The organism is Bradyrhizobium sp. PMVTL-01 (assembly GCF_051861855.1).
In the GTDB taxonomy this organism is placed as follows: domain Bacteria; phylum Pseudomonadota; class Alphaproteobacteria; order Rhizobiales; family Xanthobacteraceae; genus Bradyrhizobium.
The window spans coordinates 6,936,563-6,960,443 of sequence record NZ_CP193982.1; the positions used below are offsets into that span (position 1 = coordinate 6,936,563).

At 65.5% G+C, this 23,881-nt stretch carries 21 protein-coding genes; 8 read left to right on the forward strand and 13 right to left on the reverse strand.

Annotated features, from left to right (window positions below; translation table 11 throughout):
* Positions 1-111 precede the first annotated feature (111 nt).
* Positions 112-1,233 (forward strand): D-alanine--D-alanine ligase family protein, encoded by a 1,122-nt coding sequence (locus ACRQ5Q_RS33510; protein ID WP_439369872.1) that lies wholly within the window; start codon positions 112-114, stop codon positions 1,231-1,233.
* 374 nt (positions 1,234-1,607) lie between these two features.
* Positions 1,608-2,918 carry an ABC transporter substrate-binding protein gene (locus ACRQ5Q_RS33515; protein ID WP_439394205.1) on the forward strand — a complete coding sequence of 437 codons (1,311 nt, stop codon included), beginning with the start codon at positions 1,608-1,610 and terminating at the stop codon, positions 2,916-2,918.
* A gap of 210 nt (positions 2,919-3,128) precedes the next feature.
* Here ACRQ5Q_RS33515 and ACRQ5Q_RS33520 read toward each other — a convergent pair whose 3' ends face one another.
* The 9 genes from ACRQ5Q_RS33520 to ACRQ5Q_RS33560 form a co-directional block, all read right to left on the reverse strand.
* Positions 3,129-4,298, reverse strand: coding sequence for a Gfo/Idh/MocA family protein (locus ACRQ5Q_RS33520; protein ID WP_439394207.1), 1,170 nt, complete (start codon positions 4,296-4,298; stop codon positions 3,129-3,131).
* Positions 4,299-4,341: 43 nt separating this feature from the next.
* Positions 4,342-4,656, reverse strand: a complete 315-nt coding sequence (locus ACRQ5Q_RS33525; protein WP_439369877.1) for a septal ring lytic transglycosylase RlpA family protein — start codon at positions 4,654-4,656, stop codon at positions 4,342-4,344.
* Positions 4,657-4,754: 98 nt separating this feature from the next.
* Positions 4,755-5,600 carry a CmcJ/NvfI family oxidoreductase gene (locus ACRQ5Q_RS33530; RefSeq protein WP_439369878.1) on the reverse strand — a complete coding sequence of 282 codons (846 nt, stop codon included), beginning with the start codon at positions 5,598-5,600 and terminating at the stop codon, positions 4,755-4,757.
* Between the two features lie 334 nt (positions 5,601-5,934).
* A complete protein-coding gene (locus ACRQ5Q_RS33535; RefSeq protein ID WP_439394209.1) occupies positions 5,935-6,873 on the reverse strand; it encodes an ABC transporter substrate-binding protein in 939 nt (312 codons plus the stop codon).
* Positions 6,870-7,964 (reverse strand): LLM class flavin-dependent oxidoreductase, encoded by a 1,095-nt coding sequence (locus tag ACRQ5Q_RS33540; protein WP_439369881.1) that lies wholly within the window; start codon positions 7,962-7,964, stop codon positions 6,870-6,872. The genes ACRQ5Q_RS33535 and ACRQ5Q_RS33540 overlap by 4 nt, the downstream gene beginning before the upstream one ends.
* A gap of 26 nt (positions 7,965-7,990) precedes the next feature.
* Complete coding sequence (locus tag ACRQ5Q_RS33545; RefSeq protein ID WP_439394211.1) at positions 7,991-9,163, reverse strand: acyl-CoA dehydrogenase family protein; 1,173 nt, start codon at positions 9,161-9,163, stop codon at positions 7,991-7,993.
* A complete protein-coding gene (locus tag ACRQ5Q_RS33550; RefSeq protein ID WP_439394213.1) occupies positions 9,157-9,954 on the reverse strand; it encodes an ABC transporter ATP-binding protein in 798 nt (265 codons plus the stop codon). The genes ACRQ5Q_RS33545 and ACRQ5Q_RS33550 overlap by 7 nt, the downstream gene beginning before the upstream one ends.
* Entirely contained in the window at positions 9,948-10,970 is a 1,023-nt protein-coding gene (locus tag ACRQ5Q_RS33555) for an ABC transporter permease (RefSeq protein ID WP_439369885.1), read from the reverse strand. Before ACRQ5Q_RS33555 ends, ACRQ5Q_RS33550 begins: the two co-directional genes overlap by 7 nt.
* A complete protein-coding gene (locus ACRQ5Q_RS33560; RefSeq protein ID WP_439394215.1) occupies positions 10,948-12,051 on the reverse strand; it encodes an ABC transporter substrate-binding protein in 1,104 nt (367 codons plus the stop codon). Before ACRQ5Q_RS33560 ends, ACRQ5Q_RS33555 begins: the two co-directional genes overlap by 23 nt.
* 473 nt (positions 12,052-12,524) lie before the next feature.
* Here ACRQ5Q_RS33560 and ACRQ5Q_RS33565 point away from each other — a divergent pair, with 473 nt between their 5' ends.
* Positions 12,525-13,505 carry an ABC transporter substrate-binding protein gene (locus ACRQ5Q_RS33565; protein WP_439369887.1) on the forward strand — a complete coding sequence of 327 codons (981 nt, stop codon included), beginning with the start codon at positions 12,525-12,527 and terminating at the stop codon, positions 13,503-13,505.
* 124 nt (positions 13,506-13,629) lie between these two features.
* Here ACRQ5Q_RS33565 and ACRQ5Q_RS33570 read toward each other — a convergent pair whose 3' ends face one another.
* Entirely contained in the window at positions 13,630-14,076 is a 447-nt protein-coding gene (locus ACRQ5Q_RS33570) for a hypothetical protein (protein WP_439369889.1), read from the reverse strand.
* Between the two features lie 319 nt (positions 14,077-14,395).
* Here ACRQ5Q_RS33570 and glgC point away from each other — a divergent pair, with 319 nt between their 5' ends.
* From glgC to ACRQ5Q_RS33585, 3 genes are all read left to right on the forward strand, one after another.
* On the forward strand, positions 14,396-15,658 hold the full coding sequence (glgC, locus tag ACRQ5Q_RS33575; protein ID WP_439369891.1) for a glucose-1-phosphate adenylyltransferase: 1,263 nt from the start codon (positions 14,396-14,398) through the stop codon (positions 15,656-15,658).
* Positions 15,655-17,109: a glycogen synthase GlgA gene (gene glgA / locus ACRQ5Q_RS33580; protein WP_439394217.1), complete on the forward strand. Its 1,455-nt coding sequence runs from the start codon at positions 15,655-15,657 to the stop codon at positions 17,107-17,109. Before glgC ends, glgA begins: the two co-directional genes overlap by 4 nt.
* A 261-nt stretch (positions 17,110-17,370) precedes the next feature.
* A complete protein-coding gene (locus ACRQ5Q_RS33585) occupies positions 17,371-17,631 on the forward strand; it encodes a SemiSWEET transporter (RefSeq protein WP_183241954.1) in 261 nt (86 codons plus the stop codon).
* Between the two features lie 192 nt (positions 17,632-17,823).
* On the opposite strand, the gene ACRQ5Q_RS33590 is transcribed toward ACRQ5Q_RS33585, so the two are convergent.
* Positions 17,824-18,618 carry a DODA-type extradiol aromatic ring-opening family dioxygenase gene (locus ACRQ5Q_RS33590; protein ID WP_439369893.1) on the reverse strand — a complete coding sequence of 265 codons (795 nt, stop codon included), beginning with the start codon at positions 18,616-18,618 and terminating at the stop codon, positions 17,824-17,826.
* Positions 18,619-18,775: 157 nt separating this feature from the next.
* Between ACRQ5Q_RS33590 and ACRQ5Q_RS33595 the strand changes: the two genes are divergently transcribed.
* Entirely contained in the window at positions 18,776-18,955 is a 180-nt protein-coding gene (locus ACRQ5Q_RS33595; protein ID WP_027547875.1) for a hypothetical protein, read from the forward strand.
* A gap of 7 nt (positions 18,956-18,962) precedes the next feature.
* Here the strand turns inward: ACRQ5Q_RS33595 and ACRQ5Q_RS33600 are convergent, their stop codons facing one another.
* On the reverse strand, positions 18,963-20,438 hold the full coding sequence (locus ACRQ5Q_RS33600) for a carboxylesterase/lipase family protein (protein ID WP_439394219.1): 1,476 nt from the start codon (positions 20,436-20,438) through the stop codon (positions 18,963-18,965).
* Positions 20,439-20,711: 273 nt separating this feature from the next.
* On the reverse strand, positions 20,712-20,960 hold the full coding sequence (locus ACRQ5Q_RS33605) for a hypothetical protein (RefSeq protein ID WP_439369896.1): 249 nt from the start codon (positions 20,958-20,960) through the stop codon (positions 20,712-20,714).
* 190 nt (positions 20,961-21,150) lie between these two features.
* Here ACRQ5Q_RS33605 and ACRQ5Q_RS33610 point away from each other — a divergent pair, with 190 nt between their 5' ends.
* On the forward strand, positions 21,151-23,841 hold the full coding sequence (locus ACRQ5Q_RS33610) for a flavin-containing monooxygenase (RefSeq protein ID WP_439394221.1): 2,691 nt from the start codon (positions 21,151-21,153) through the stop codon (positions 23,839-23,841).
* Positions 23,842-23,881 lie beyond the last annotated feature (40 nt).

The window sequence follows — 23,881 nt, forward strand, 5'->3', positions numbered from 1 at the left end:
GCCTTGATACGACACGGCGCCGGCGGGCCTCGCCGGCGCCGAACTATTTCGATCGATGCGCCAGCCGGGCAACAGAGGTGACTTTCGGACAGAGCACGTCATAATTGAGCCATGGCAGAGAAAATTCGGGTCGTTGTTCTCTATGGCGGCCGGTCCGGCGAGCATGAGGTCTCGCTGAAATCGGCGGCCTCCGTATTCAGGCATCTCGACCGCACCCGCTTCGAGGTGATCCCGGTCTCCATCGACAAGGAAGGTCGGTGGCAATGGAACGATCTTGGCTCGCTCGATCTGGCGCAGACGACGTCCTTGCCGATCCTGCCCGAAGCGCCCGAGATACGGCTCGCCAGAGAACCTGACGGACGCGTCGCCCTCGTGCCTGTAACCGCGGGGACGATGGACCCGATCCATATCGACGTCGTCTTTCCAGTGATCCACGGGCCGCTTTGCGAGGATGGCACCGTGCAGGGCCTGCTGGAACTGGCCGACGTCGCCTATGTCGGTTCGGGGGTGCTCGCCTCCGCCGTCAGCATGGACAAGGATGTCGCCAAGCGACTCGCCGAATTCGCCGACATTCCGGTTGCGCCCTATCGCGTGCTCACCCGCACGACCTTCGTTCAGGACCGATCGTCGTCGCTTGCGAAGGTGAGCGAGGGCCTGAGTCTGCCGGTCTTCGTCAAGCCGTGCAACATGGGCTCCAGTGTCGGCATTCACAAGGTGAAGGATTGGGATGCGCTCGCAGCCGCCCTCGACGATGCGTTCCGCTACGACGTCAAGGTGCTGGTCGAACAGGGCATCGACGCGCGCGAGATCGAGGTCGCGGTGCTCGAGGGCGAGACGCTGTTCGCCAGCCTCGCCAGCGAGCTGAATCCCAATGCGCATCACGAGTTCTATTCCTACGAGGCCAAGTATCTCGACCCTGACGGCGCCCGGGTCGACCTTCCAGCCAGGCTGGATGCCGCGCAGATGGAACGCGTGCGGTCGCTGGCGACGCGGGTGTTCGCGGCACTCGAATGCAGCGGCTTCGCGCGCGTCGACTTCTTCCTCGACCGCAAAACTGGTGAGTTCTATTTCAACGAGATCAACACCCTGCCCGGCTTCACCTCGATCAGCATGTATCCGAAGATGATGGAAGCCTCGGGCGTGCCGTATGGCGAGCTGCTGACCCGCCTCGTCGATCTGGCGCTGGACCGACACCGGCAGCGGCAATCGCTGGAGCGGGGCTACGCGAGCTAGGTTGTTTCCGCTCGAACCGAAACAGTCGCCACCGGCGAAGCGACGGCCGAGCCCATCGCCGAAGGTGCAACGCGCGAGGTTGACTTGTCGCCCTTCGATCCCGCCCGGCTGGCGGCGCTCGATCCATCGCTGCTGCAAGCACGCTGAAGTGCTCGACGACGCCGCGGCTCGCCAATCGCTCGCAGCCGACCCGCGCCGAGGTCAGGTCCATCGCTCCGCGGGGAGAGGACGGACGTTTTCCTTGGTTTTTGCCGACGCGATGGGTCTGCCGCCGGCGCCTATCGACCTTGGGCGATGTTGACTTTCCGCTACTGCACTCCCAATACTTCGCAAAAAACGACAACCAGTCATAAGACTTTTTGAGGGAGGATAGGATGCCGACTTCACGCAGGCAGCTGCTGAAGGGTACGGCGGCTGCCGCCGCTACACTCAGCCTCGATTGGACTAGGGCCCAGGCGCAAGCCGAGACATTGCGCATCGGCCTGATCTACGACCTCACCGGCCCCTTCGCCGCCGGCGGGTCGGTCGCCTCGTCGATCGGCGCGCAGATCGCGATCGATCTCGTCAACGAGAAAGGCGGCGTCGGCGGCAAGTACAAGGTTGCTCCCGTCGCTGCGGATTCCCAGAGCAAACCCGACGTCGCGATCAACGAGGCCGAGCGCCTGATCAGTCAGGAGAAGATCGACATCCTCAACGGCGTCTATGCGAGCTCGCATGCGGTGCCGCTCGCGGCCAAGGTCGAGCAGCAGAAGAAGATCCTCTGGATCACGACCGCGGTCTCAACCGCCGTGTTCAAGGACAAGAACCTGCAATACGTGTTTCGCGCGCAGATCCATTCGGATCAATACGGCCAGGCCTTCGCCGCCTTCCTCACCGAGCATGCCAAGTCCAAGCTCGGCATGGAGCCGGGCGAGGTGAAGGTCGCGCTGATCCACGAGGACGGCCCCTATGGCGTCGGCGTCGCCGCCGCCGACGAGGCCTATGCCAAGCAGGCCGGCATCCAGGTGGTTCTGCGCGAGGGCTATTCGGCCTCAGCGCCCGACCTCTCGGTGCTGGTGACGAAGATCAAGCGTGCCAAGGCCGACGTGATCTCCCATGCCGGCTACAACCCCGACATCACCCTGTTCCTGCGCCAGGCGCGCGAAAGCGGATTGCGGTTCAAGATGCTGTTCGGGGCAGGCGCCGGCTACAGCCAGCTCGACAAGCTGCGCGCCACCTTCGGCGCCGACATCGACAATTTCTGCAACATCGATCCGGTGCCGGCGCAGCTGCTCGATCCGGCCAAGCTCGCGCCGGGAATCGGCGATCTGATCAACGCGATGGTGACGCGCTACAAAACCAAGACCGGCGCCACCGACGTGCCGCCGCATTGCTCGATGGGCTTCAACCAGACCTGGGTGCTGCTCAACGACGTGCTGCCGGTCGCCAAGGAGAAATACGGCAGCTTCGAGCCCGAGGCGATCCGGAAAGCGGCGCTCGACGTCGATATCCCGGCCGGCGGCACCATCCAGGGCTATGGCGTAAAATTCTTCCCGCCGGGCACGCCGCTGTCCGGCCAGAACGAGCGCTCGACACCGGTGGTGATGCAGAACGCCGGCGAGCACATCTCGGTGGTGTGGCCGACCAACATCCGGACGCAGGACCCGGTCTTCCCGCTGCCGAAGGGCTCGACCTACGGGGCGTAGGGAGGTCTCGCTACACGAGCGGTGCACCCTCTCCCCTTGTGGGAGAGGGTGGCTCGCCGCGTAGCGGCGAGCCGGGCGAGGGGTCTCTCTCCGCACGTGAATTTCTTGCTGATGAAGCGAGTGGAGCGAGACCCCTCATCCGGCGCTCCGCACCACCTTCTCCCGCAATGGGAGAAGGGAAGACAGCGTGCCTGCGGAGACAAGTTACTTTCACAACACCACCCTTCTCCCCTCCTCCGCCGCCCAGTAACCAGCATAGTTCACCTTGATCGTCTCGTAGGCCAGCGCGAGGTCCGACAGCGGCTGGCGCTCTGTGGCGGCGCATTCCATGAAGTCCTGGATCTCCTGCAGATAGCCGCGCGTCCACTCCTCCTCGAGGCAGACATATTGCCAGCCGGTCTTGCGGTCGACCTTTTCGGTGATGTAGACGCTCGCGAGCTTCTCCTCGCTGGTCTGGTAGCTCGTCAGATGATTGTTCGGCGTGATGTTGGCGAACAGCGAGCCACCGCTCGTGTAGGTTTCGATCAAATTGCGCACGCCGCCCATGATCATGTCGCCGGAGAACACGGTGGCCTTGGTGCCGTCGGAGAAAGTCGCGGTGAGCGTGCCCCAGTCCTCGACGTCGACGGGATTGGCCTTGATGTAGCTGCGCTCCTCCGGCTTCAGCACGGCGGTGACGTTGCCGACATCACCGGTGACGCTGGCGACATGGATGCTCTCGCCGCGCGCCCTGGCTTCCACCTGTTTCAGATACAGCACGGCCGAGAGCGGATGGCAGCCCATGCGGATCAGCGAGCCGCCGCCGGTCATCGCCCATTGCGCCGCGTGCGCGGCGTGCGAGCCGGAATGGCTCTCCTCGCCCTTCATGAACAGGATCTTGTCCTTGGTCGCCGTGATGATCTCCGCGGTCTTGGTCACCGCCGGCGCGTAGATCCAGTCCTCGGCATACATGAAAAGCTTTCCGGTCCGCTCGATCGCGGCGCGCGTCCTGTCCATCTCTTCGATCACGCGCTCATACATCAGCGCCTTCGGCACGTGCTTGCCGATCGGCTGCGTGTCGCCATCGCGCCCGAAATAGCCGGCGAAGGGCTTTTCGCAGATCACGTGCTTGCCGGCCTGCATGCTGGCGACGATCATCTCCGCATGGAGGTTCGGCGGGGTGCAGATGTCGATGACGTCGAGCTCGCCGTCCGCGATCAGCTCGGCGAAGCTCCGATAGACCCGCGGGATATTGTGATGCCGGGCAAAGGCGACGACCTTGTCGCCGCGCGCGGCGACCGCCGCAACCTCGACGTCCACGCCATAGACGCGCCGGAACGCATACATGTGCAGCTCCGACACGAAGCCGCAGCCGACGAGTCCCACCCTTATCCTGGCCATAGCGCCCCCTTGCTTCGGGCGGCACTATAGCGCGCCCGGGGGCCTAATCCACCGAGACGCGCACCACGCCCGCGCTCATCATGCCGAGCGCACGAGCGGCAGGGACCGAGAGATCGACGATGCGGCCGCGGATGAAGGGGCCGCGATCATTGACGCGGCACTGGATCGTGCGCCCGCTGTAAGACACCCTGAGCACGCTGCCGAACGGGCGCGTGCGGTGGGCGCAAGTCATTTCGCCGCCTTTGCCGACCTTTCCATACCCGTAATAGGAGGCAAGGCCGCTTTCGGCTTTTGCAACGGATATCAAGGCAAGAGATAAAGTCACGAGACCAAGCAATAGAGTCGTCTGCGCGTGCACGGCACCGCTCCCGGGTTGCCTGCCCGGCGCTGCAAACGTCGCTAGTTTCCTCAGGTTCCGGGAACCCTGCCGGAAGCCGGCAGGGCCATCACACTTTGTTACTGCCGGTGGAACACCAGCGTGCGGACTTCGATGCTTTCGCGGGGCGCCGCATCGACCGGCGTGGTCGGATCGACGAAGGCGGTATGCGGCCCGAAACGGGTGCGGCCGTCGGTTGCGGAATCGTAGCACTTCAGCAGCAACGCCTCGTCCGGCGTCATCTCGGGGAAATAGAACCAGCGGTGGCTGGGATTGTATTTCACCGAATAAGTCTCGCCGCGGCGGTTGGGATAGATCAGGTCGGATGCGACGAGATCATCGGGCTTAACCGTCGTGCCGTCCGCCATCGCGAGCGGTGAATCGCGCAACGGGCCGCGGATCGGCCGCCACAGATTGATCACCTGCACGCGCCCCTTCAGCAACTCCTCGGCCTCGTCAGGCAGATGCTCGCGCACGCGGTTGGCGCCGGAGGTGACGGTCTGATCGACGTGGACGCGCGTCGCCGGCTGACGCGGACCGCCGCCACGGATATCCGGCGCACCATCGACACGCTTGCGTACCGTGTGGTCGAAGATGACGACGCGATCGGCCTTCAGCGTCGCACGCAGAAACGCCTCGACCGCGGGATAGTAGACGCTGCGGATTTCCTCCTCGTTGTAAAAGTCCTTCACCTGCGTCGGGTGACGCACCAGCGCAAAGCCCTCGCGATCCAGCGAGAAGTTCTGAGCGATCAGGCGTGCATCGAAGATCGGGACCTGGTGCGGCTCCGGCAGTGACGTGCTCTTGGGCTCGCCGGGCGGCGGATCGAAGGCATAGGTGCGCGGCTTGGCCGATGTCGGCGCGAGATAGTTGAGTTCGGCAGTGACGAAGGGAAGCGATTCGATTTTTGTTTCTTGCAGGCCCATGGCCGGTCTCCCGATGTGGTCGTCGAATTGATTTTTGCGGGGGTGCACCGTGCCGCAAGAGCTGCGGTGCAAATAGCAATGAGGGTGTTGTTGCTGGAGGGGAGCGCAGAAGAAATCCTTCGAGGGACGCAGGTGAGCGGTGGTCTCCTTCTCCCCTTGTGGGAGAAGGTGGCGCGTAGCGCCGGATGAGGGGCATCTATCCCCGCGTTCGAAATGCCAGAGATGTGATCGCGGAGAGCCCTCACCCGTCTCGCCGCTTCGCGGCGAGCCACCCTCTCCCAAGGACCCACAAGGGGAGAGGGGAAGAACCGCGTCCGCCCGACGCAAGCGCGCGCTACAACCCCGTCTTCGCGATCGCGTCCGCAAACGAGCGGTCGACGATCTCGGCTGCATCGAGCTTCTGCTTGATCAGCCCCCAGCGGAAATACAGATCGATCGTGCTCTGCTCGTCCGCGACCACGCCGTCGTCGATCGGCGCGATGCGGATCTTGGCGCGCGAGAGCCAGTTCTGCGGCACGGCTGTGGGGATGTTCATCAGCCTGCCCCAGGTCGCGGCATAGCTGTCGACATTGTTCAGCGACCACGCGCGCGCCGCGGTGAGGCGGCGGACGAAGTCCGTCAGCTCGGCGCGCTTGTCCCTGATCGCGTCGGGGCGCGCCACCTGGAAGCTCAGGCCCGGTGTCAGGCCTTCGGAGGTGATGATGCGGCGCGACTTGAATAGCACCTCCTCCTGGCTGACATAGGGCTCCCACGTCGACCACGCGTCGACCGAGCCTTGCGTGTAGGCGATCTTCGCGTCCGACGGCGCCAGGAATGCGATCTGCACGTCGCTCGCACTCCAGCCGTTCTTCTCCAGCGCGGCGAGGATCAACTGATGGCCGATCGAGCCGCGGCCGGTCGCGATCTTCTTGCCGCGCAAATCGGCAAAGCTCTTGATCGGCGAAGTCTCGGGCACAAGGATGGCGAGCCCCTCGCGCGTCTGCCGGATCGCGGCGATCGCCTTCACCGGTGCGCCGGAGGCAGCGGCAAACGTGAAGGGCGCATCCCCAACGAGGCCGGTCTCGATCGCGCCGGCACTGAGCGCTTCCAAGAGCGGCGCGGCTGCCGGAAATTCCCTCCACTCGATCTTATAGGGGACATCCTTGAGCGCGCCGGCGGCTTCCATCACGGCCTGCGAATTGCCCTTCTGGTCTCCGACCCGCAAGGTCGTTTGCGCCGCCGCCAGTTCAAGCGAACCGAACAGCAGCGCACCGGCCAGCATGAGGCGGATCATTCCGCCGCCTCGCCGCGAACCGCCTGACGCTTGGCAACCAGCTCGCGCGTCAGCGGGATCAGCTCGCGGCCGTAGTCGATGGCGTCAGGAAGCGGATCGAAGCCACGGATCAGGAAGTGGCTGACGCCGAGGTCGTAATAGTCACCGAAGACTTCGGCGACCTGCGCGGGCGTGCCGACCAGCGCCGTGGTGTTGCTGTTGGCGCCGGTGAGCTTTGCGATCTCCGTCCAGAGCCGCTTGTCGATGCGGCTGCCCTGGTCGGCCAGCGACAATAGCCGCTTTGCGCCGTCAGTGGCGTGATTGGGTCGGCGGTAACCGGTCTGATCCTGAAGCGCGGTGGCGCGTTCGAGAATGTGCTCCGCCTTCTGCCAGGCTTTCTCCTCGGTATCGGCGAGGATCGGCCGCACCGACAGACTGAAGCGCGGGCTCGGCCGCCCATGCTTGGCCGCCGCCGCACGCACGCGCGCAGTGACGTCGCGCACCTGAGCATAGGATTCGCCCCACAGGGCAAAGGTGTCGGCATGCTTGCCCGAGACCTCGATCGCCGCATCCGAGCCGCCGCCGACGAAGGTATAGATGCCGCCCTTTTGCAGCGGTTTCACCTGGGAGAAGCCGTTCTCGACGGTGTAATATCTGCCGCTGTAGTTGAACGGCTTCTCGCTGGTCCATTCCAGCCGCACCACGTCGAGGAACTCGCTGGTGCGGGCATAGCGCTCGTCCTTGTCGTCGAGCGTGTTGCCGTCCTGCCGGAGTTCGATGGCGTTGCCGCCGGTGATGACGTGCAGCGAGACGCGGCCGCCATAGAGCTGGTCGAGCGTGGCGAGTTGGCGCGCAAGCAGCGTCGGCGCGGTGAAGCCCGGGCGCTGGGCGATCATCACCTTGAGCTTTTTGGTGATGGTCAGCACGTGCTGGGCGACCTGAAGCGCATCCGGCGTGGTCGAATGGAACGCAAGCAACGCGCGGTCGAAGCCGGCGAGTTCATGCGCCTTCGCGACCGTCTCGATATAGTTCGGATCGAGCACCGGTCCCTGGCGCACGATGGTCTCGGAAGCATTGCTGTTGGCGATAAAGCCGATGAACTCGACCGACATCGGGGAACTCCTTGTAAGTGATGGGGTCAGACGTCAAGCGCTGCGCGCCCTGCGGAGATTTTCGTAGAGTCGTCCTGGGGAGTGTGAACGCGACCGCAGAGCACGTCGCGGTAATGCCGCTCCAGCGGATTTTTGCGCGACAGACCGTGATTGCTGGTCAGCGACAAGGCGTCCTCCACTGCGGCCACGGCGTTATTCGTCACCGTCAGTTTGATGATGTTGGGCTCGATCGCGCCGAGCCGCAAGCCGTCGTCGAAATCGGAAGCAAAACTGTCGATCAAGCGTGCGTTGACCGCGAGCCGCGCCTCGATGCCGCCGAGGATTTCCTGCGCCCGCGGCAAGGTCGCCAGCGGCGCGCCGAGGCTGCCGGGCACCCGTGTCTTCAGGAAGGTCACCAGCCAGTCGCGCGCCGCGCGGGCGACGCCGTCATAGATCGCGGCGACCAGGATCGTGTGGACGGTCGCCTGCGTGACGTCGGGCGCGCGCCAGTCCGCGGGCTTGCGCACATCGACCTCGGAATCCAGCGGAATCACGACGTCGTCGAAGATCACGTCATGGCTGCCGCTGGCGCGCAGGCCGTGGTGGTCCCAGGTCTCGACGATGCGCGTGCCCGGCAGGCCGGCCGGCACCAGGAACTGACCGACGCGCGGCTCGGCCTCGTCGGTTCGCGCCCACACCAGATACCATTTCAGAATCGGCGAGCCCGTCGAATAGATCTTGTGGCCGGTGAGACGCCAGCCAGTTTCGGTGCGCCGGGCGATCGTTGCCGGGAGGCCGCCGCGCGCGGGCGAGCCGAGCTCCGGCTCGACCCGAAGCGCATTGACCAGCGCAAGGCCTTCGACGCTTTCGCGCGCGAGCTTGCGCGACAGCCGCGCCGGCCAGGTCGGGCTGCGCGCCATCACCAGATGATTGATGTAATGCATCGACAGCACGAGCGCGGTCGACGGATCGGCCTTGCCGAGGATACCGATGACGCGGGCGGCGTAGCGCGCACCCGCGCCGGCGCCGCCATGGGCCGCGGGCACCGTCAGCGACAGCAGGCCGGCCTCGGACAGTTCGCGGAAATTCTGGAAGGGGAAACTGCCCGAACGGTCGTGCTCGGCCGCGCGCGTGGCAAAGGTTTCGGCCAGCGCCTCGGCACGGGCGATATAGTCGGGTTCGCGGTGAGCCGTGCGGCCCTTGGCTGCAGACGTTACCATGTGGCGTCCAGCCCCAACAGGCCAAGGATCTGGCGGCGCAGATCGGCAAGATACGGGTCGCCGCGATGGCGCGGATAGGGGCGGTCGATACGGATGTCGGCCTTCACGCGCGCGGGCCGGTCGCTGAACACGATCACGCGGTTGGCGAGAACCAGCGCTTCCTCTGCATCATGCGTCACCAGCAGCGTGGTAAAGCCTTTGCGCTGCCAGAGCGACACGAGCTCGGCCTGCATGGTGATGCGGGTCAGGGAATCCAGTTTTCCCAGCGGCTCGTCGAGGATCAGGATCTTGGGATCGTTGACCAATGCGCGCGCCAGCGCGACGCGCTGCGCCATGCCGCCGGAGAGCTGATGCGGATAGGCGCTGCGGAACGACGACAGCCCGACGAGATCGAGCGCGGCGTCGACGCGGTGACGCTGGCTCTTGAGGATGCCCTGGGCCTCGAGGCCGAGGGCGACGTTGTCCCAGACCGACCGCCAGGGAAACAGCGTCGGATCCTGGAACACGACGACGCGGGAGGGATGCGGATGTCTGATGCGCTCCTCATCCTCCCGCAGCCTGCCCGCCTTGGGCTTGTCGAGGCCAGCAACGAGGCGCAGCAAGGTCGACTTGCCACAGCCGGACGGGCCGAGCAGCGCGACGAATTCGCCGGGCTCGACCGAGATGCTGACGTCGCTGAGAACAGGCAGCTCGGCGCCGTCGATGTCGAAGGCGTGGCTGACCTGCTCGATGTCGAGCGCGGCGCCGGCGGGTGGACGCGCGATCGCCTCGGCGAAAGCTGCCTCTACCATTTGACGGTACCCTTCTGCCAGACCAGCAGGCGATCGCGGATCGAAAACAGCAGCGTGATCGCCCCGGAGCAGAGCAGCGACATCACGATCAGCGCCGCGTACATGTTGGCGTAGGCGGCCCAGCCCTGCGCCCATTGCAGGTACCAGCCGAGCCCGGCCTTGACGCCGATCATCTCCGCGACGACGAGCACGGCGAAGGAGGAGCCGAGCCCCATGAACAGGCCGACGAAGACATGCGGCAGCGCCGCGGGGATTGCGACTTTCAGCACCAGGAAGGACGGCTTTGCACCCAGCGTGCGCGCGACGTCGTAATAGGCGTTGCTGACACTCGCGACACCGGACCAGGTCAGCACCGTGACGGGAAAGCCGGTCGCCAGCGCGATCAGGAAGGTCGAGGCGCTCCAGCTCGATGGGAAGGTGAAGAAGGCAATCGGCAGCCAGGCCGTTGCCGGCAGCGGTCCGATGAAGCGCAGCACCGGATGCACCCAATAGCCGACCGCGCGCGACCAGCCGATCGAGACGCCGGTCACAAAGCCGACCGTCGCGCCGATCAGATAACCGCCGAGCTGGAGCTTGATCGAGGCGAAGACGCTGTCGAGCAGTTTTGGCAGATCGTCGGTATAGACCTCGATGATCGCCTGCGGCGGCGGAAAGAACGGCAGCGGCAGCCAGGCGAATTTCGCAGTCGCCACTTCCCACACCGTCAGGAAAGCGCCAATCGCGACCAGCCACGGCGCGCGCTTATGCAAGGCCTTGCCGGCGGAGCCGAGATAATCCGCGCCGGCGGTTCCGAACAGCGCGATCGCCGCGATAATGAAGGCGGCGATGCCGAGCGAATGCGTCCGCGACCAGTCGCCCACGTCCTCCCACCACAGGCAGGACAGGCCGAAGGCGATCCAGGCGATGCTGGCGAGCACGCCGACGCCGGACTCCCGGATCCAGGTCGCCAGCAGCGGCGCACGCGAGGCGCGCGGCGCGCCGGAGGCAAGGCCGTCAGACAGCGAATACGTCGACATAGATGCGCTCCGCGAATTTGGCGGTGTCGGTGCTCTGCTTGAAGACCTGCACGCTCTTGAGATCGTCGGCATAGGCCTTCAGTTCGCGCTTGAGCACGTCGCCGACGGGATGATGATGGTGGGTGTGGTAGCGCACCATGCCCTCGATGTCGGCGAGCGTCGCCGCCTTCGGCGCGTAGGGCTGGAACGATTTCGCCGCCACCGCCGAATTTTGCGAGGTGAACATCGCGGCGTCGAGCAGCGCCTGGGTGATGGCGCGCGCGACCTGCGGCTCCTCACGCACCAGGCCGCCGCGCAGGCCGAGGATGCAGCAGCTCTTCTCGCGGTACTCGCCATCGAGGTTCGAGGCGACTTCCTTGTATTGCGTGTCCTTGAGCCAGAGATAGGCGAGCGGATCGGAGGACAGGAAGGCCTGCACCTCGCCCTTCTCCACGGCGACGTTGAGCAGGTTGCCGGGATAGGCGCGCCAGTCGACGTCCTTCACCGGATCGATGCCGAGTTTTGCCAATTGGATCGAGAAGAAGTTCTTGTCGGGACCGGCGAGATCGCCGACCGCGACGATCTTGCCCTTGAGATCGGCGAGCTTGGCTACACCGGAGTTGGTGCGCGACAGCACGCGCATGCAGCCGCCGTGGGTGCCCGCGGCGATCTTGACGTCAAAGCCCTGCTCCAGCGGCTTCAGCCAGCGCAGCGCCATGCCGAGGCCGGCATCGCTCTTGCCCGTCGCGATCGCCTCGAGCAGCTGGTCGGTCGAGCCGGAATAATTGACGAGCTCGACGTCGAGATTGTGCTTCTGGAAGAAGCCGTGCTCGATCGCGACCGGCACCGGCGCAAGACAAACCGCGCCCGCATTCCACGACAGTTTCAGCTTGCGCGGCGCGCCCGTGAGCGCGGGCGCATCGGAAGCCGTGCGGCACAGCGGAAACTCCGAGAAGTCGACGCCGGGCGCGATGGCACGCGGTGCGAAGGCCTGAGCTGCGCCAAAGGCGCCAAGCGGCGCGGCGAACGCCGCAGCTAGGCCCGCCTGCAGCAGATGACGTCGGTCGAGGCGCGATCCGCCGCGCGTGTCATTCTTGTCCATCAGCCCCGCTCCTGAGTTGGCACGGCTCCGCCGTCCGCGCAGCGCATAGCGTTGCGCATGTTCCGTACGGAGCTGCGTCGAGAGAATATTCTTCGCTGGCGCTTTTCGCGTCGCGTTGATGCGATGCGCAAATCATGCGGCCCAGTCGCCGCATCGTCAATGAAATGGAATTTCGAATGTGAGGCGAAGCGAAGTCATTCTCTCCATCGGGGCGTGCGGGAACGATGAAGGATTTTCGCTGCCGCATCGCCTTGCAAACTGCGCGGCGACTCCGTTGCCGGCTTCATCCGTGCGCGTCTTCCGCTGCGCACGCCGCACGTTCTCGAAAGCAGCACTTCGTTGAAACGTCCTTGCCGATCGCGAGCGCAATACGGTTGGCCATTTCATTGACTGCGGACTGCGCGGCCATAGACTCGATCGTCTCGCTGCATCGTCCGCTCACGCCTCGTGAGCGACGCAACAAGACGGATCCAATGAGCATCAACTCCCACGATCATTCCATCACCCGCCGGCTCGCCACCTCGCTGCTGGCCGCCGCCATCACCCTGTCGACGGCCGTTGCATCCCTCGCGGCCGAGACCGTCGTGCTGCGCGTCGGCGACCAGAAGGGCGGCAACCGTTCGCTGCTCGAAATCTCCGGCTACGCAAAGGACCTGCCCTACAAGATCGAATGGTCGGAATTCCCCGCGGCGGCGCCGATCCTCGAGGCGCTCAATGCCGGCGCGCTCGACGTCGGCTACACCGGCGACCTCTCCTTCCTCTCGGTCTATGCGGCGGGCGCGCCGATCAAGGCGATCGGTGGCACGCGTTCGGACGCGAAGACACAGGCGATCCTCGTGCGCCAGGATTCGCCGATCAAGTCGGCGGCCGATCTTAGGGGTAAGCGCCTCGCCGGCACGCGTGGCGGCTGGGGCCAGTTCCTGATCGATGCGACGCTGGAGAAGGCGCAGATCAGGCTGGAGGATGCGACCTTCGCGCCGCTCGGCCCCGTGGATGCCAAGATCGCGCTGGTCGCGGGCTCGATCGACGCCTGGGCGGTCTGGGAGCCCTATGTCTCGTTCGCGACCTTGAAGGACAAGGCGCGCGTGATCGCCGACGGCGAAGGCCTGACGCCGACCATCACCTTCATCGTCGCCTCGGACAACGCCATCGCCACCAAGCGCGCAGCGGTGCAGGACCTGGTGCAGCGGCTGAACAAGGCGCGGCTGTGGTCGCTGGACCATCTCGGGGAATACGCGAAGAACACGGCCGAGCTGACAAAATTGCCGGAGGACGTGCTGCTGTCGGCCTACACCGCGCAGCGCACCAGCCCGATCGTGATCGACGAGAACGTGGTGAAGGAGATCCAGGCCGCCTCGGATCGCTCGACGCGCTACGGCATCCTGCCGAAGCAGCTCGACGTCAGCAAAGCCGTGGACCGTAGCTTCACCGCCGCGGCCGCGGGATCGAACTAAACGGAGGCGGCAGGATGCGCAGGCCTCGCCCCAAGGCAGGCCCGCTGCATCTCGCCGCGATCGTGCTCATGCATTTCGCCTGCATGAGCCTGATCGTGTGGCTCTCGCTCTAGCCGCGCTAGGGTCACCAATAGGCGCGGTAGTACGGACGAGCGTACGGCCGATAATAGCCGTAGTAGGGCCGATAGTAGCGGCGGTAGCCATAGTATCGCGGATAGGCATACGGTCCGTAGCCGTAATAGGCCGGCGCGTAGCCGTAGGCGTAGCCCGGATATCCATAGCCGCCGTAATACGGTCCGCCATAATAGCCGTAGCCGTAAGGCGCGCTGCTGGCGATGGCGCCGCCGATGATTGCGCCGGCCGCGAGGGCGCCGACACCCCAGCCCCAGCCGCCGCCCCAACCGCCGCCCCAGCCGCGCCCGCGCCAATAGACCTGCGTGACATCATCGCCGACTGCCGCTTTCATGGCCGCGACATTGGTCGGCAGCGGGGCTGCTGCGGCCTGCCCGATTTGGCCGACCATGACCGCGCTCGCCAGTGAACAGGCAATTGCCGTTTTCCAGATCCTCATCGTCTTGCTCCCTGTCTGACGTTTCGCTTGGAAAAAGGATCGCAGGCCTATGATCGGGCAACGTTGCGCCAAGTCAAAGCCTCGATTTGGCGTGCGGCGCACAAGAGAGCGGGTGCATGCCTCAATTTTGGTCGGGGATCGCCGATAGGGCACCGACACGACGGCGCCGGGTCCCGGCGACCAGGGCAAAGCATTAAGCTTCCCGCGCGTTCGCAACCAACAACCATCTTCCTGATTTACTATTCCTACCGTTACTATCGGTTCCAATGGTGCGCGGCCGGGACGCATCGCGACGCGCCTGAGGTGTGGGGAGGATGGCATGAGTGCCGTGGGTAATGAGCCGCTCGCGCGTCAGGCGCTGGCGTTCGTCCTGGCTGGTGGACGTGGCAGCCGGCTGCTGGAGCTGACAGACCGGCGCGCCAAGCCCGCGGTCTATTTCGGCGGCAAGTCCCGCATCATCGATTTCGCGCTGTCGAACGCGGTGAATTCCGGCATCCGCCGCATCGCGGTCGCCACCCAGTACAAGGCGCACAGCCTGATCCGCCATCTCCAGATGGGCTGGAATTTCTTCCGCCCCGAGCGCAATGAGAGCTTCGACATCCTTCCCGCGAGCCAGCGCGTGTCCGAGAACATGTGGTATGTCGGCACGGCGGATGCGATCTACCAGAACATCGACATCATCGAGTCGCACGCGTGCCGCTTCATCGTCGTGCTGGCCGGCGACCACATCTACAAGATGGATTACGAGGTGATGCTGCGCCAGCACGTCGAGAGCGGCGCCGACGTCACCGTCGGCTGCCTGGAGATGCCACGCACCGAATCCTCGGGCTTCGGCATCATGCATATCGACGAGAACGGGTGGATCCAGCAGTTCCTGGAGAAACCGAAGGATCCGCCGCCGATGCCGGGCAAGCCGGACGTCTCGCTCGCCAGCATGGGCATCTATGTCTTCAATGCGAAATTCCTGTTCGACGAGCTCAAGCGCGACGCCGAGGACCCGAACTCGAACCACGATTTCGGCAAGGACATCATTCCCTATATCGTCAAGAACGGCCGCGCCATCGCGCACCAGTTCTCGACGTCATGCGTCCGCTCCGGCAGCGACGAGCGCGCCTACTGGCGCGACGTCGGCACGGTCGATGCCTATTGGGCCGCCAACATCGACCTCACCGACGTCGTGCCCGAGCTCGACCTGTTCGACCGCGCCTGGCCGATCTGGTCCTATGCCGAGATCACCCCACCGGCGAAATTCGTCCATGATGAGGAAAGCCGGCGCGGCCAGGCCGTGAGCTCGCTGGTCTCCGGCGGCTGCATCATCTCCGGCGCCTCGCTGCGCCGCTCGCTGCTGTTCACCGGCGTGCGCATCAACTCCTATGCCAATGTCGAGAACGCCGTGATCATGCCTTATGTGAATGTCGGGCGTGGCGCGCGGCTGAAGAACGTCGTGATCGACCGCGGGGTCGAGATACCCGAGGGCCTCGTCGTCGGCGACGATCCCGAGTTCGACGCCAAGCGCTTCCGGACCACCGAGCAGGGCGTCTCGCTGATCACCCAGCCGATGATCGACAGGCTCAATACATGACGCCTGTTCGCGTCCTCGCGGTCGCCTCTGAAGTCTACCCCATCGTCAAGACCGGCGGCCTTGCGGACGTCGCCGGCGCGCTGCCGATTGCATTGAAGGCGCATGGCGTCGAGATGCGCACGCTGATGCCGGGCTATCCCGACGTGATGCGGCTGGTGTCCGATGCGGAGGAAATCCGGCGCTGGCCGGATTATTTCGGCGGACCGGGCCGCCTGCTCGCCGGCTCCCGTGACGGGCTCGACCTGTTCGTGCTCGACGTGCCGCATCTCTATGCGCGACCGGGCAATCCTTACGTCACCGCCGAGGGCGTCGACTGGCCGGACAATGGCGTGCGTTTTGCGGCGCTGGCGCGCGTCGCGGCCGATATCGGCCACGGACTCGTGCCGGCGTTCGTGCCTGACGTCGTGCACGCCCATGACTGGCAGGCCGGGCTCGCGCCAGCCTATCTGCACTACGACAATCGCCCGCGGCCCGGCACCGTGATGACCATCCACAACATGGCCTATCAGGGCAAGTTCGCGCGCGAGCTGATCGGCGCGATCGGCCTGCCGTGGAGCTCCTTCGACGTCGACGGCCTCGAATATTTCGGCGGCATCAGCTTCCTCAAGGCCGGCCTGCAATTCGCCGATCGCATCACCACGGTGTCGCCGACCTACGCCCATGAGATCCAGAGCGACGAAGGCGGCATGGGGCTCGGCGGCGTGTTGCGTGCCCGCGCGGGCGCCCTGAGCGGCATCCTCAACGGCATTGACACCGAGGTGTGGAATCCGCAAACCGATCCCCACATCGCCTATCGCTTCGGCGCGCAGAACCTGACGTTCCGCGCCGCTAACAAGGCGGTGCTGCAGCAGCAGTTCAATCTCGATTGCTCCGACGAAGCACTGCTGCTCGGCGTCATCAGCCGGCTGTCCTGGCAGAAGGGGCTCGATCTTCTGCTCGAGGCCATTCCGACTATTTTGCGCGAAGGCATGCAGCTCGCGCTGCTCGGCAGCGGCGACCGCGATCTCCAGGACCGTTATCAGGCTGCCGGGCGCGCCAATCCCGGCCGGATCGGCGTCGTGATCGGCTATGACGAGATCTTGGCGCATCTGATCCAGGCCGGCTCGGACGCGATTCTGGTGCCGTCGCGGTTCGAGCCGTGCGGCCTGACCCAGCTCTGCGCGCTGCGCTACGGCGCGGTGCCCATCGTGTCGCGCGTCGGCGGCCTCGAGGATACCATCGTCGATGCCGGCGACGCCGACGTATCGGGGCGCGACGCGACCGGCTTCAAGTTCGGCCCGGTGACGGCGGATGCCTTCGCCGGTTCGCTGCGCAAGGCCAACACCGTCTTCCACGACAAGCTGACCTGGCGGCGGCTGCAACGAAGCGGCCTTGCGACCGACGTCTCCTGGCGCAACCGCGCCGGCGACTATGCCGCGCTGTATCGCAACCTGATCGCGGCCCGCGCTTGAGGGCGCAAGGCTCTCGTATGTGAAAAGCCTCCCTGCGGCCCCTCCTTCGAGACGCCCGCTGTAGCGGGCTCCTCAGGATGAGGGCGGAGTGCGTAGCGGCACTTTCGACGGACACCGATGCTGCTCAACCTCATCCTGATGAGGAGACCGCGAAACCCGGTCGCCTCGAAGGACGCGGCGCGTACAAGCTGCCGCCAGGAAGCCTTATGCGGCGCCCCCGCGAGAGGATGACCGACGTCGAATCCATGCTATAGAACCGGCATGGAACCCCTCATGATCAAGCTGATCGGCTTTGCCGCCGCCACCTGCACCACCGTGGCCTACGCGCCGCAAGCGATAAAGGTGTGGAAGACCCGCTCCACCGGCGACATCTCGCTCGGCATGTTCCTGGTGATGGTGCTGGGCCTCGCGCTCTGGCTCATCTACGGCCTGCTCTCGGGCGATGGCCCGCTGATCGCCTCGAACGCCGTCACCATGCTCCTCGCCGGCGGCATCCTGGTGATGAAGCTGCGATACGGGTGAGCGACGCTCCGCTCTTCATTCTCCCGTTGCGGGAGAAGGTGGGGCGAAGCGTCGGATGAGGGGTTCGCTCCACAAATTCACTGTGCGAGATTCCCGGGGCGGAGAGAGACCCCTCACCCGTCTCGCCGCTTGGCGGCGATCCACCCTCTCCCACAAGGGGAGAGGGTTAAGGCGCAATGCCGCTCCACGAACTCATCCAAACACATACGACGCCATCGCGACGCCCGCGACCTCGTCGACGAAGACGCGCTTGCCGACATCCTTGCCGGCGGCACCGGCGGCGACCATCAGCGGCAGCAGATGGTCCTCGCGCGGATGCGCCAGGCGTGCGCTCGGCGCGTTCTCCCACTCGACCAGCATGGCGTTGCGGCGCGCCGCATCCGGATTGCTGATCGCCTCGTTCAGATAGGCCTCGAAATCATACGAGACCGGCTTCGACTCCGGCCGGTTGAAGCCGCGCATGTTGTGATAGGTGAGCCCGCTGCCGACGATCAAAATGCCTTCGTCGCGGAGCGAAGTGATCGCCTCCCCGACCTTGATGTGCTCGGCCGCATCGTAGCTCGACTTCAGCGACAAGAGCACGATCGGCATGTCGGCGTTCGGATACATCAGGCCGAGCGGCACGAAGGTGCCGTGGTCAAAGCCCTGATTGGGATCTTCGCGGCAATCGAGGCCCGCGTGCTTGAGCAGCGCCCTCACCTCGGCGGCAAGCTCCGGCTTGCCCGGCGCCGGATATTTGAGATGATAGGTATGCTCGGGGAAACCGTAATAGTCGTACACCATCGGCGGATGCGCCGAGGTCGAGACGGTGAAGGCGTCGGCCTCCCAATGCCCGGTGATGACGAGCACGGCCTTCGGCTTCGCCGGGAGAAGCTGCGGCAGCCGGCCAAACTCCTCGGCGGTTTTGGCGTACTGCACCCGCCGGTCCTCCATGAAGGGCCACGGGCCGCCGCCGTGCGACAGGAAGAGGGTCGGAAATCGCGTCATGGGTAAAGGCTCGGCTCAAAGACAACATAGGTGCGTAGCGGCCGCAGGCGACCGGCGGCGAGCATAGGCAAACCCGTATGGTTAGCAAGCCGTTAACGATTTGCCTTCCAAAATCCCCGCCGTGGCCGAAGGAGCCGGTCAGAAGACGAGGACTGAGATGAGGAAGTTTGCGCTGGGGGACGTCGTCAACAGTGACAAGGGCCGCCGCGGCGTCGTTCGCGCCGCCTTCAAGTCGCGGGAAGGCCAGCAATTCTACGCGGTCGAGAAGGACGGCGCGATGGACTATCTCGAGGAAGACCGGCTGAGCCCGGCGCCGCGCGTCGAGCTCGCGGCCTAAGTCCAACTCATTTCCTGCTCTCATCTGCGAACCGGTCGAGGCGCTCCGCGAAGGGGTCGTCTCCGCTCGCGATGCGATCGTTCGCGATCAACAATAAGCGGTCGCGGTCTGCGGCCGCGTCCCAATGCGGCAGGTCCGGGCCGTTGGGATCGCCGCCTTTTGCAAAATTGATCCAGTAGCCGCGCATGCGGCTTGCGACCTCGCGATCGCGCCGCGACAGGATACCGGCCCCGGGCACGCCTTCGGCACCGAAGATGAATTGCAGCTCGCGTCCGTGACCACCTTCCGGATTGGCGCGTCGCGCCTCCGGCACATAGGCGAAGCGATAACGGAAGGTTGGCGCGCCCGTCGCAGCATGCAGGCGGGCCAGCAGCCGCACCGGCTCGGAGAACACCTTGTCGCTGTAGACTTGGGCTGCAAGGTCCGAAGGCCTGGCGAGGTCGGGATAGAGCTTGCGCAATTGTTCGGATGTCGCACCTGACGATGCAAGCGCCTCCGCGATCTCGGGTTCACTGTCGAATCCGGTCTCGTCATCGTTGGAGCCGATGATCATGGGAATCCGCTTCTCATGTCCGGCCGCAAAGCCGGCGGCAATGTCTTCCGTCACGAGACTTCCGTCGATCGCCGGCGCGAAGCCGCGCGGGGATTTCGCCAGCAGCTTCCGTTCGGCCGCAAGCAGCCGCACCGTCGGGATCGTGCGCGGATCGGTGTCATCCTGCCCGAGCGTCGCGACGAACTGCAGGCCGAACGCCTCTGCCTCCTGCCGGGAGCGCAGGCGCACGCGGCCGGGCGGCGATTGCAGGATGGCTTTCTGAAACAGCTCGCGCGTCTCGCCGCACAGCATCAACAACGCGATCGATGTCGCACCCGCGCCACTGCCGAACAGCGTGACGTTGCCGGGATCGCCGCCGAACGCCGCGATATTGTCGTGCACCCAGCGCAGCGCCGCGACCTGGTCCATCAGACCGTAGTTTCCCGAGCCGCCTTGCGACAGCGCGGGATGCGTGAGCCAGCCGAGCACGCCGAGACGATAATTCACGGTGACCATGATGAGACTGGCCTGCGCGAGCCTGGCACCGTCGAACAGCGGATCGTTCGCGGTGCCGCCGACGAAGCCGCCGTCATGGATGAACACCATCACCGGCAGCGGGCCGTCGACGCCGAACGGACGGAATACGTTGAGCGTGAGGCAATCCTCGCGCGCGCTTGGCAGCGACGGTTGAAGGCACGGCGCAGCGTACTCATAGGCCGTGCGCATCTCCGAGCTTTCCACGGTCGCCTCTGGCGGACGCCAGCGCAGCGGCCCGACCGGCGGGGCCGCATAAGCCAGTCCCTTGAAGAAAGCCACCTCGCCTTCGACGCCGCCGAGCATCTGGCCTTCGCGCGTCAGCGCAAACGGAAACTGTCCGACCGGCTGGGCTGCGGCCGGGCCGGCAAGGCAAAGGCATGCGGAAGCCGTAACGAGCGCAAGCAGGGACCGCATCTTGGAGGATCTCGATGCGCGGAAGGTCTCCTAGAAGGTTACGTCTGCGATACGCGAACAGGCAAGCCGCCTCTAACCTCTCCCCGCTTGCGGGGATAGGTCGGATTGCATCGAAGATGCACTCCGGGTGAGGGGGTACAGGTATCTCGGCAGATGTACGTGTGGAGAGAGGCCCCTCGCCCCAACCCACTCAGCGCGAGCGAAGCTCGTCGCGGCCCCGCAAGAACGGGGCGAGGGAGCGCAGCGTCGCGGCAGCGAAAAGCTGCGCCACAGCTAACCGCCCTTGGCAATGATCTCCGCCAGCGCGCGGCGCGCGATGATGCCGAGTTCACCGAGCGTGGAGTGTCCCGCCTGCGCCGCCTCGATCAGGCGCTCGGCGATGAACCTGCGGCTGTCGTGATCGCCGCCATGCGGCAATTGGCGACACGTCTGCTCCAGGACGACGTCCATGTTGGCTTTGGTCCGTTCACTCAACTCTGTCATGACGCCCGGCCGGCACGCGTGGCTTGTAGCCGCAAGCATACACAGACGGATCGGGCATGATTAGCCCGGACAATCACGGCCATTGTGCATCGCGATGCGTGCAATGGGGCCAACGTTCGCGCGGCCACGGCACCATCGAAATCGACTACCGACGATTGCACTTGCTCTGATGACAAGCCGAGCCTGCAGGACTAGCCTGCCGGCAAAACAAAACGCGGGAGGAAATGCCATGCCGGAAGCAATGGTTGCTGCGCGTGAGTCCAAAGCGGCGAACGGAACAGCCCAGCAAGTCGACGTCGCCGTGGTCGGCGCCGGATTTGCCGGCCTCTATCTTCTCCACCGCCTGCGCAAGGCCGGATTCACGGCGGTTGGCCTCGAAGAGGCCGGCGATGTCGGGGGAACCTGGTACTGGAACCGCTATCCCGGCGCGCGCTGCGATATCCAGACCATCGACTACAGCTACACCTTCGATCCCGAACTCGAGGCGGCCTGGACCTGGTCGGAGAAATACGCGACCCAGCCCGAGATCCTGCGCTACCTCGGCTTCGTCGCGGACCGATATGATCTCCGCCGCGACATCCGCTTCAAGACCAGGGTCACCGAAGCCAGATGGGACGAGGCCACCGAGCGCTGGCAGCTCACCACCGACAATGGCGCGCCTGTTTCCTGCCGCCATTACATCATGGCCACCGGCTGCCTCTCCGCGCCCAAGCCGCCGGAGATCGACGGCGTCAAGGACTTCGAGGGCGAGGTCTATTTCACCGGGCGCTGGCCGCATGACGGCGTCAATCTCGCCGGCAAGCGCGTCGCCGTGATCGGCACGGGATCGTCGGCGATCCAGTCGATCCCGCTGATCGCCGAACAGGCCGCGCATCTCACCGTGTTCCAGCGTACGCCGAATTTCGCGCTGCCGGCGCACAATGGCCCCGCTCCAGACGACCGCATGAGCCTGCTGCAGGGCAACCGCGCGGCCTATCGCGAGCAGGCGCGGCAGTCGATGGCCGGCGTGCCCTATCCGCAGCAGACCGTCGTGAGCTGGCAATTGAGCGACGCCGAGCGTCGTGAGCGGTTCGAACGCGCCTGGGCCGCCGGCGACCTCGTCCACATCCTGACGCAGCTCTGGGCCGACCAGGCCGTCGATGTCGACGGCAACAAGATCGTCCAGGACCTGATCCGCGAGAAGATCCGCGCCGCCGTGAGGGATCCCGAGACCGCCGCGGCACTCACGCCGCATGACCATCCCTTCGGCGCCAAGCGGCCCTGTCTCGACACCAATTACTACGCCACCTACAACCGGCCGAACGTCACGCTGGTCAATCTGCGCCAGGAGCCGATCAAGGCGATCACCGCGAGCGGCATCTCCACGAACGGCCGCAGCTTCGAGCTCGACGTCATCGTGTTCGCGACCGGCTTCGACGCCATGACCGGAGCGATCCGCGCCGTGCATCCGATCACCGGGCGCGCCGGCAAGTCGCTCAGCGATGTCTGGGCGCAGGGGCCGCAGACCTATCTCGGGCTCACGGTGGAAGGCTTCCCGAACTTCTTCATGATCACCGGCCCCGGCAGCCCGTCGGTGCTGTCGAACATGGCGGTATCGATCGAGCAGCATGTCGACTGGGTCGTCGATCGCCTTGCCGCGTTGCGCGATGCCGGCTTCACCACGATGGAGCCGACCGAGACGGCGCAGGCCGGCTGGGACCGGCACATGGCCGACTGCTCGATGCTGACGCTGCACCGGCTCGCCAACACCTGGTACACGGGCGCCAACGTGCCCGGCAAGGTGCAGGGCCTGATGCCCTATACCGGCGGCGTCGGCCCCTATCGCAGCATCTGCGACGAGGTCGTCAGCCGCGGCATGCTCGGCTTCAAGCTCACCGGCCCCAATGGCGCCGCGCAATGCAATGACGGCGAGGTGGTGCGGCTGCAGCCGGATGTGCGGCTGGTGCTGAACCTGCTGGCAACGCTCAACCTGCCGCCGATCGAGTCGATGGGCGCAGCAGGCGCGCGCGCCTTCGTCAACGAGTTCAACAAGGGCCGTCCCGCCGGACGGCCGATCGGCGAGATCGTCGACGGCACCCTGCCCGGTGGCGACCGCCCGCTGCCCTACCGCGTCTTCAAGCCCGCGACCGCGGGGCCGCACCCGGTCGTGGTCTATTTCCACGGCGGCGGCTGGGTGCTCGGCGACGAGCAGTCGGACGAGCCGTTCTGCCGCGACATGGTGCGCAGGACCGGCATGATGTTCGTCAGCGTCGGCTATCGCCACGCGCCGGAGCATCGCTTCCCGGCGGCGGCCGAAGACGGCTATGCGGCAACGCGCTGGATCGCCGAGCACGCAACCGAACTCGGTGGCAGGCCGGGGCCGGTGCTGGTCGCTGGCTGGAGCGCGGGCGGCAACATCGCCGCCGTCACCTGCCAGCTTGCGCGTGATCGCGGCGGACCCGAGATTGCGGGCCAGTTGCTGATCTGTCCGGTCACCGACTGCAGCTTCGATCGCCCTTCCTACAACGACAATGCGACCGGCTATTTCCTGACGCGCTCGCTGATGTACTGGTTCTGGGACCTCTACTGCTCACCGGCCGACCGCACCGATCCGCGCGTCTCGCCGCTGCGCGGCAAGGTCGCGGGCCTGCCGCCGGCCTTCGTCGTCACCTGCGAGTTCGATCCGCTGCGCGACGAAGGCATCGCCTATGCCGAGGCGATGCAGGCTGCCGGCGTCCCGGTCGAGCAACTCAAGGCGCGCGGCCATTTCCACTCGTCTTTCACGATGGTCGACGTGGTGATCACGGGCGCCCCAGGCCGGGTGCAGATGGCCGAAGCCCTGCGGCGCTTTGCCGGGCTTCCGCCGGAGGTCAGTCGCGGCGATGAGAACAGCCAGGGTCATGCGAGCCCGGCGCACAAGATCGCGGCAGCTGCGAGCTGAGACGGGCCGGAGCAGCCCGGAACCTTTTCCCGGCTGCTGC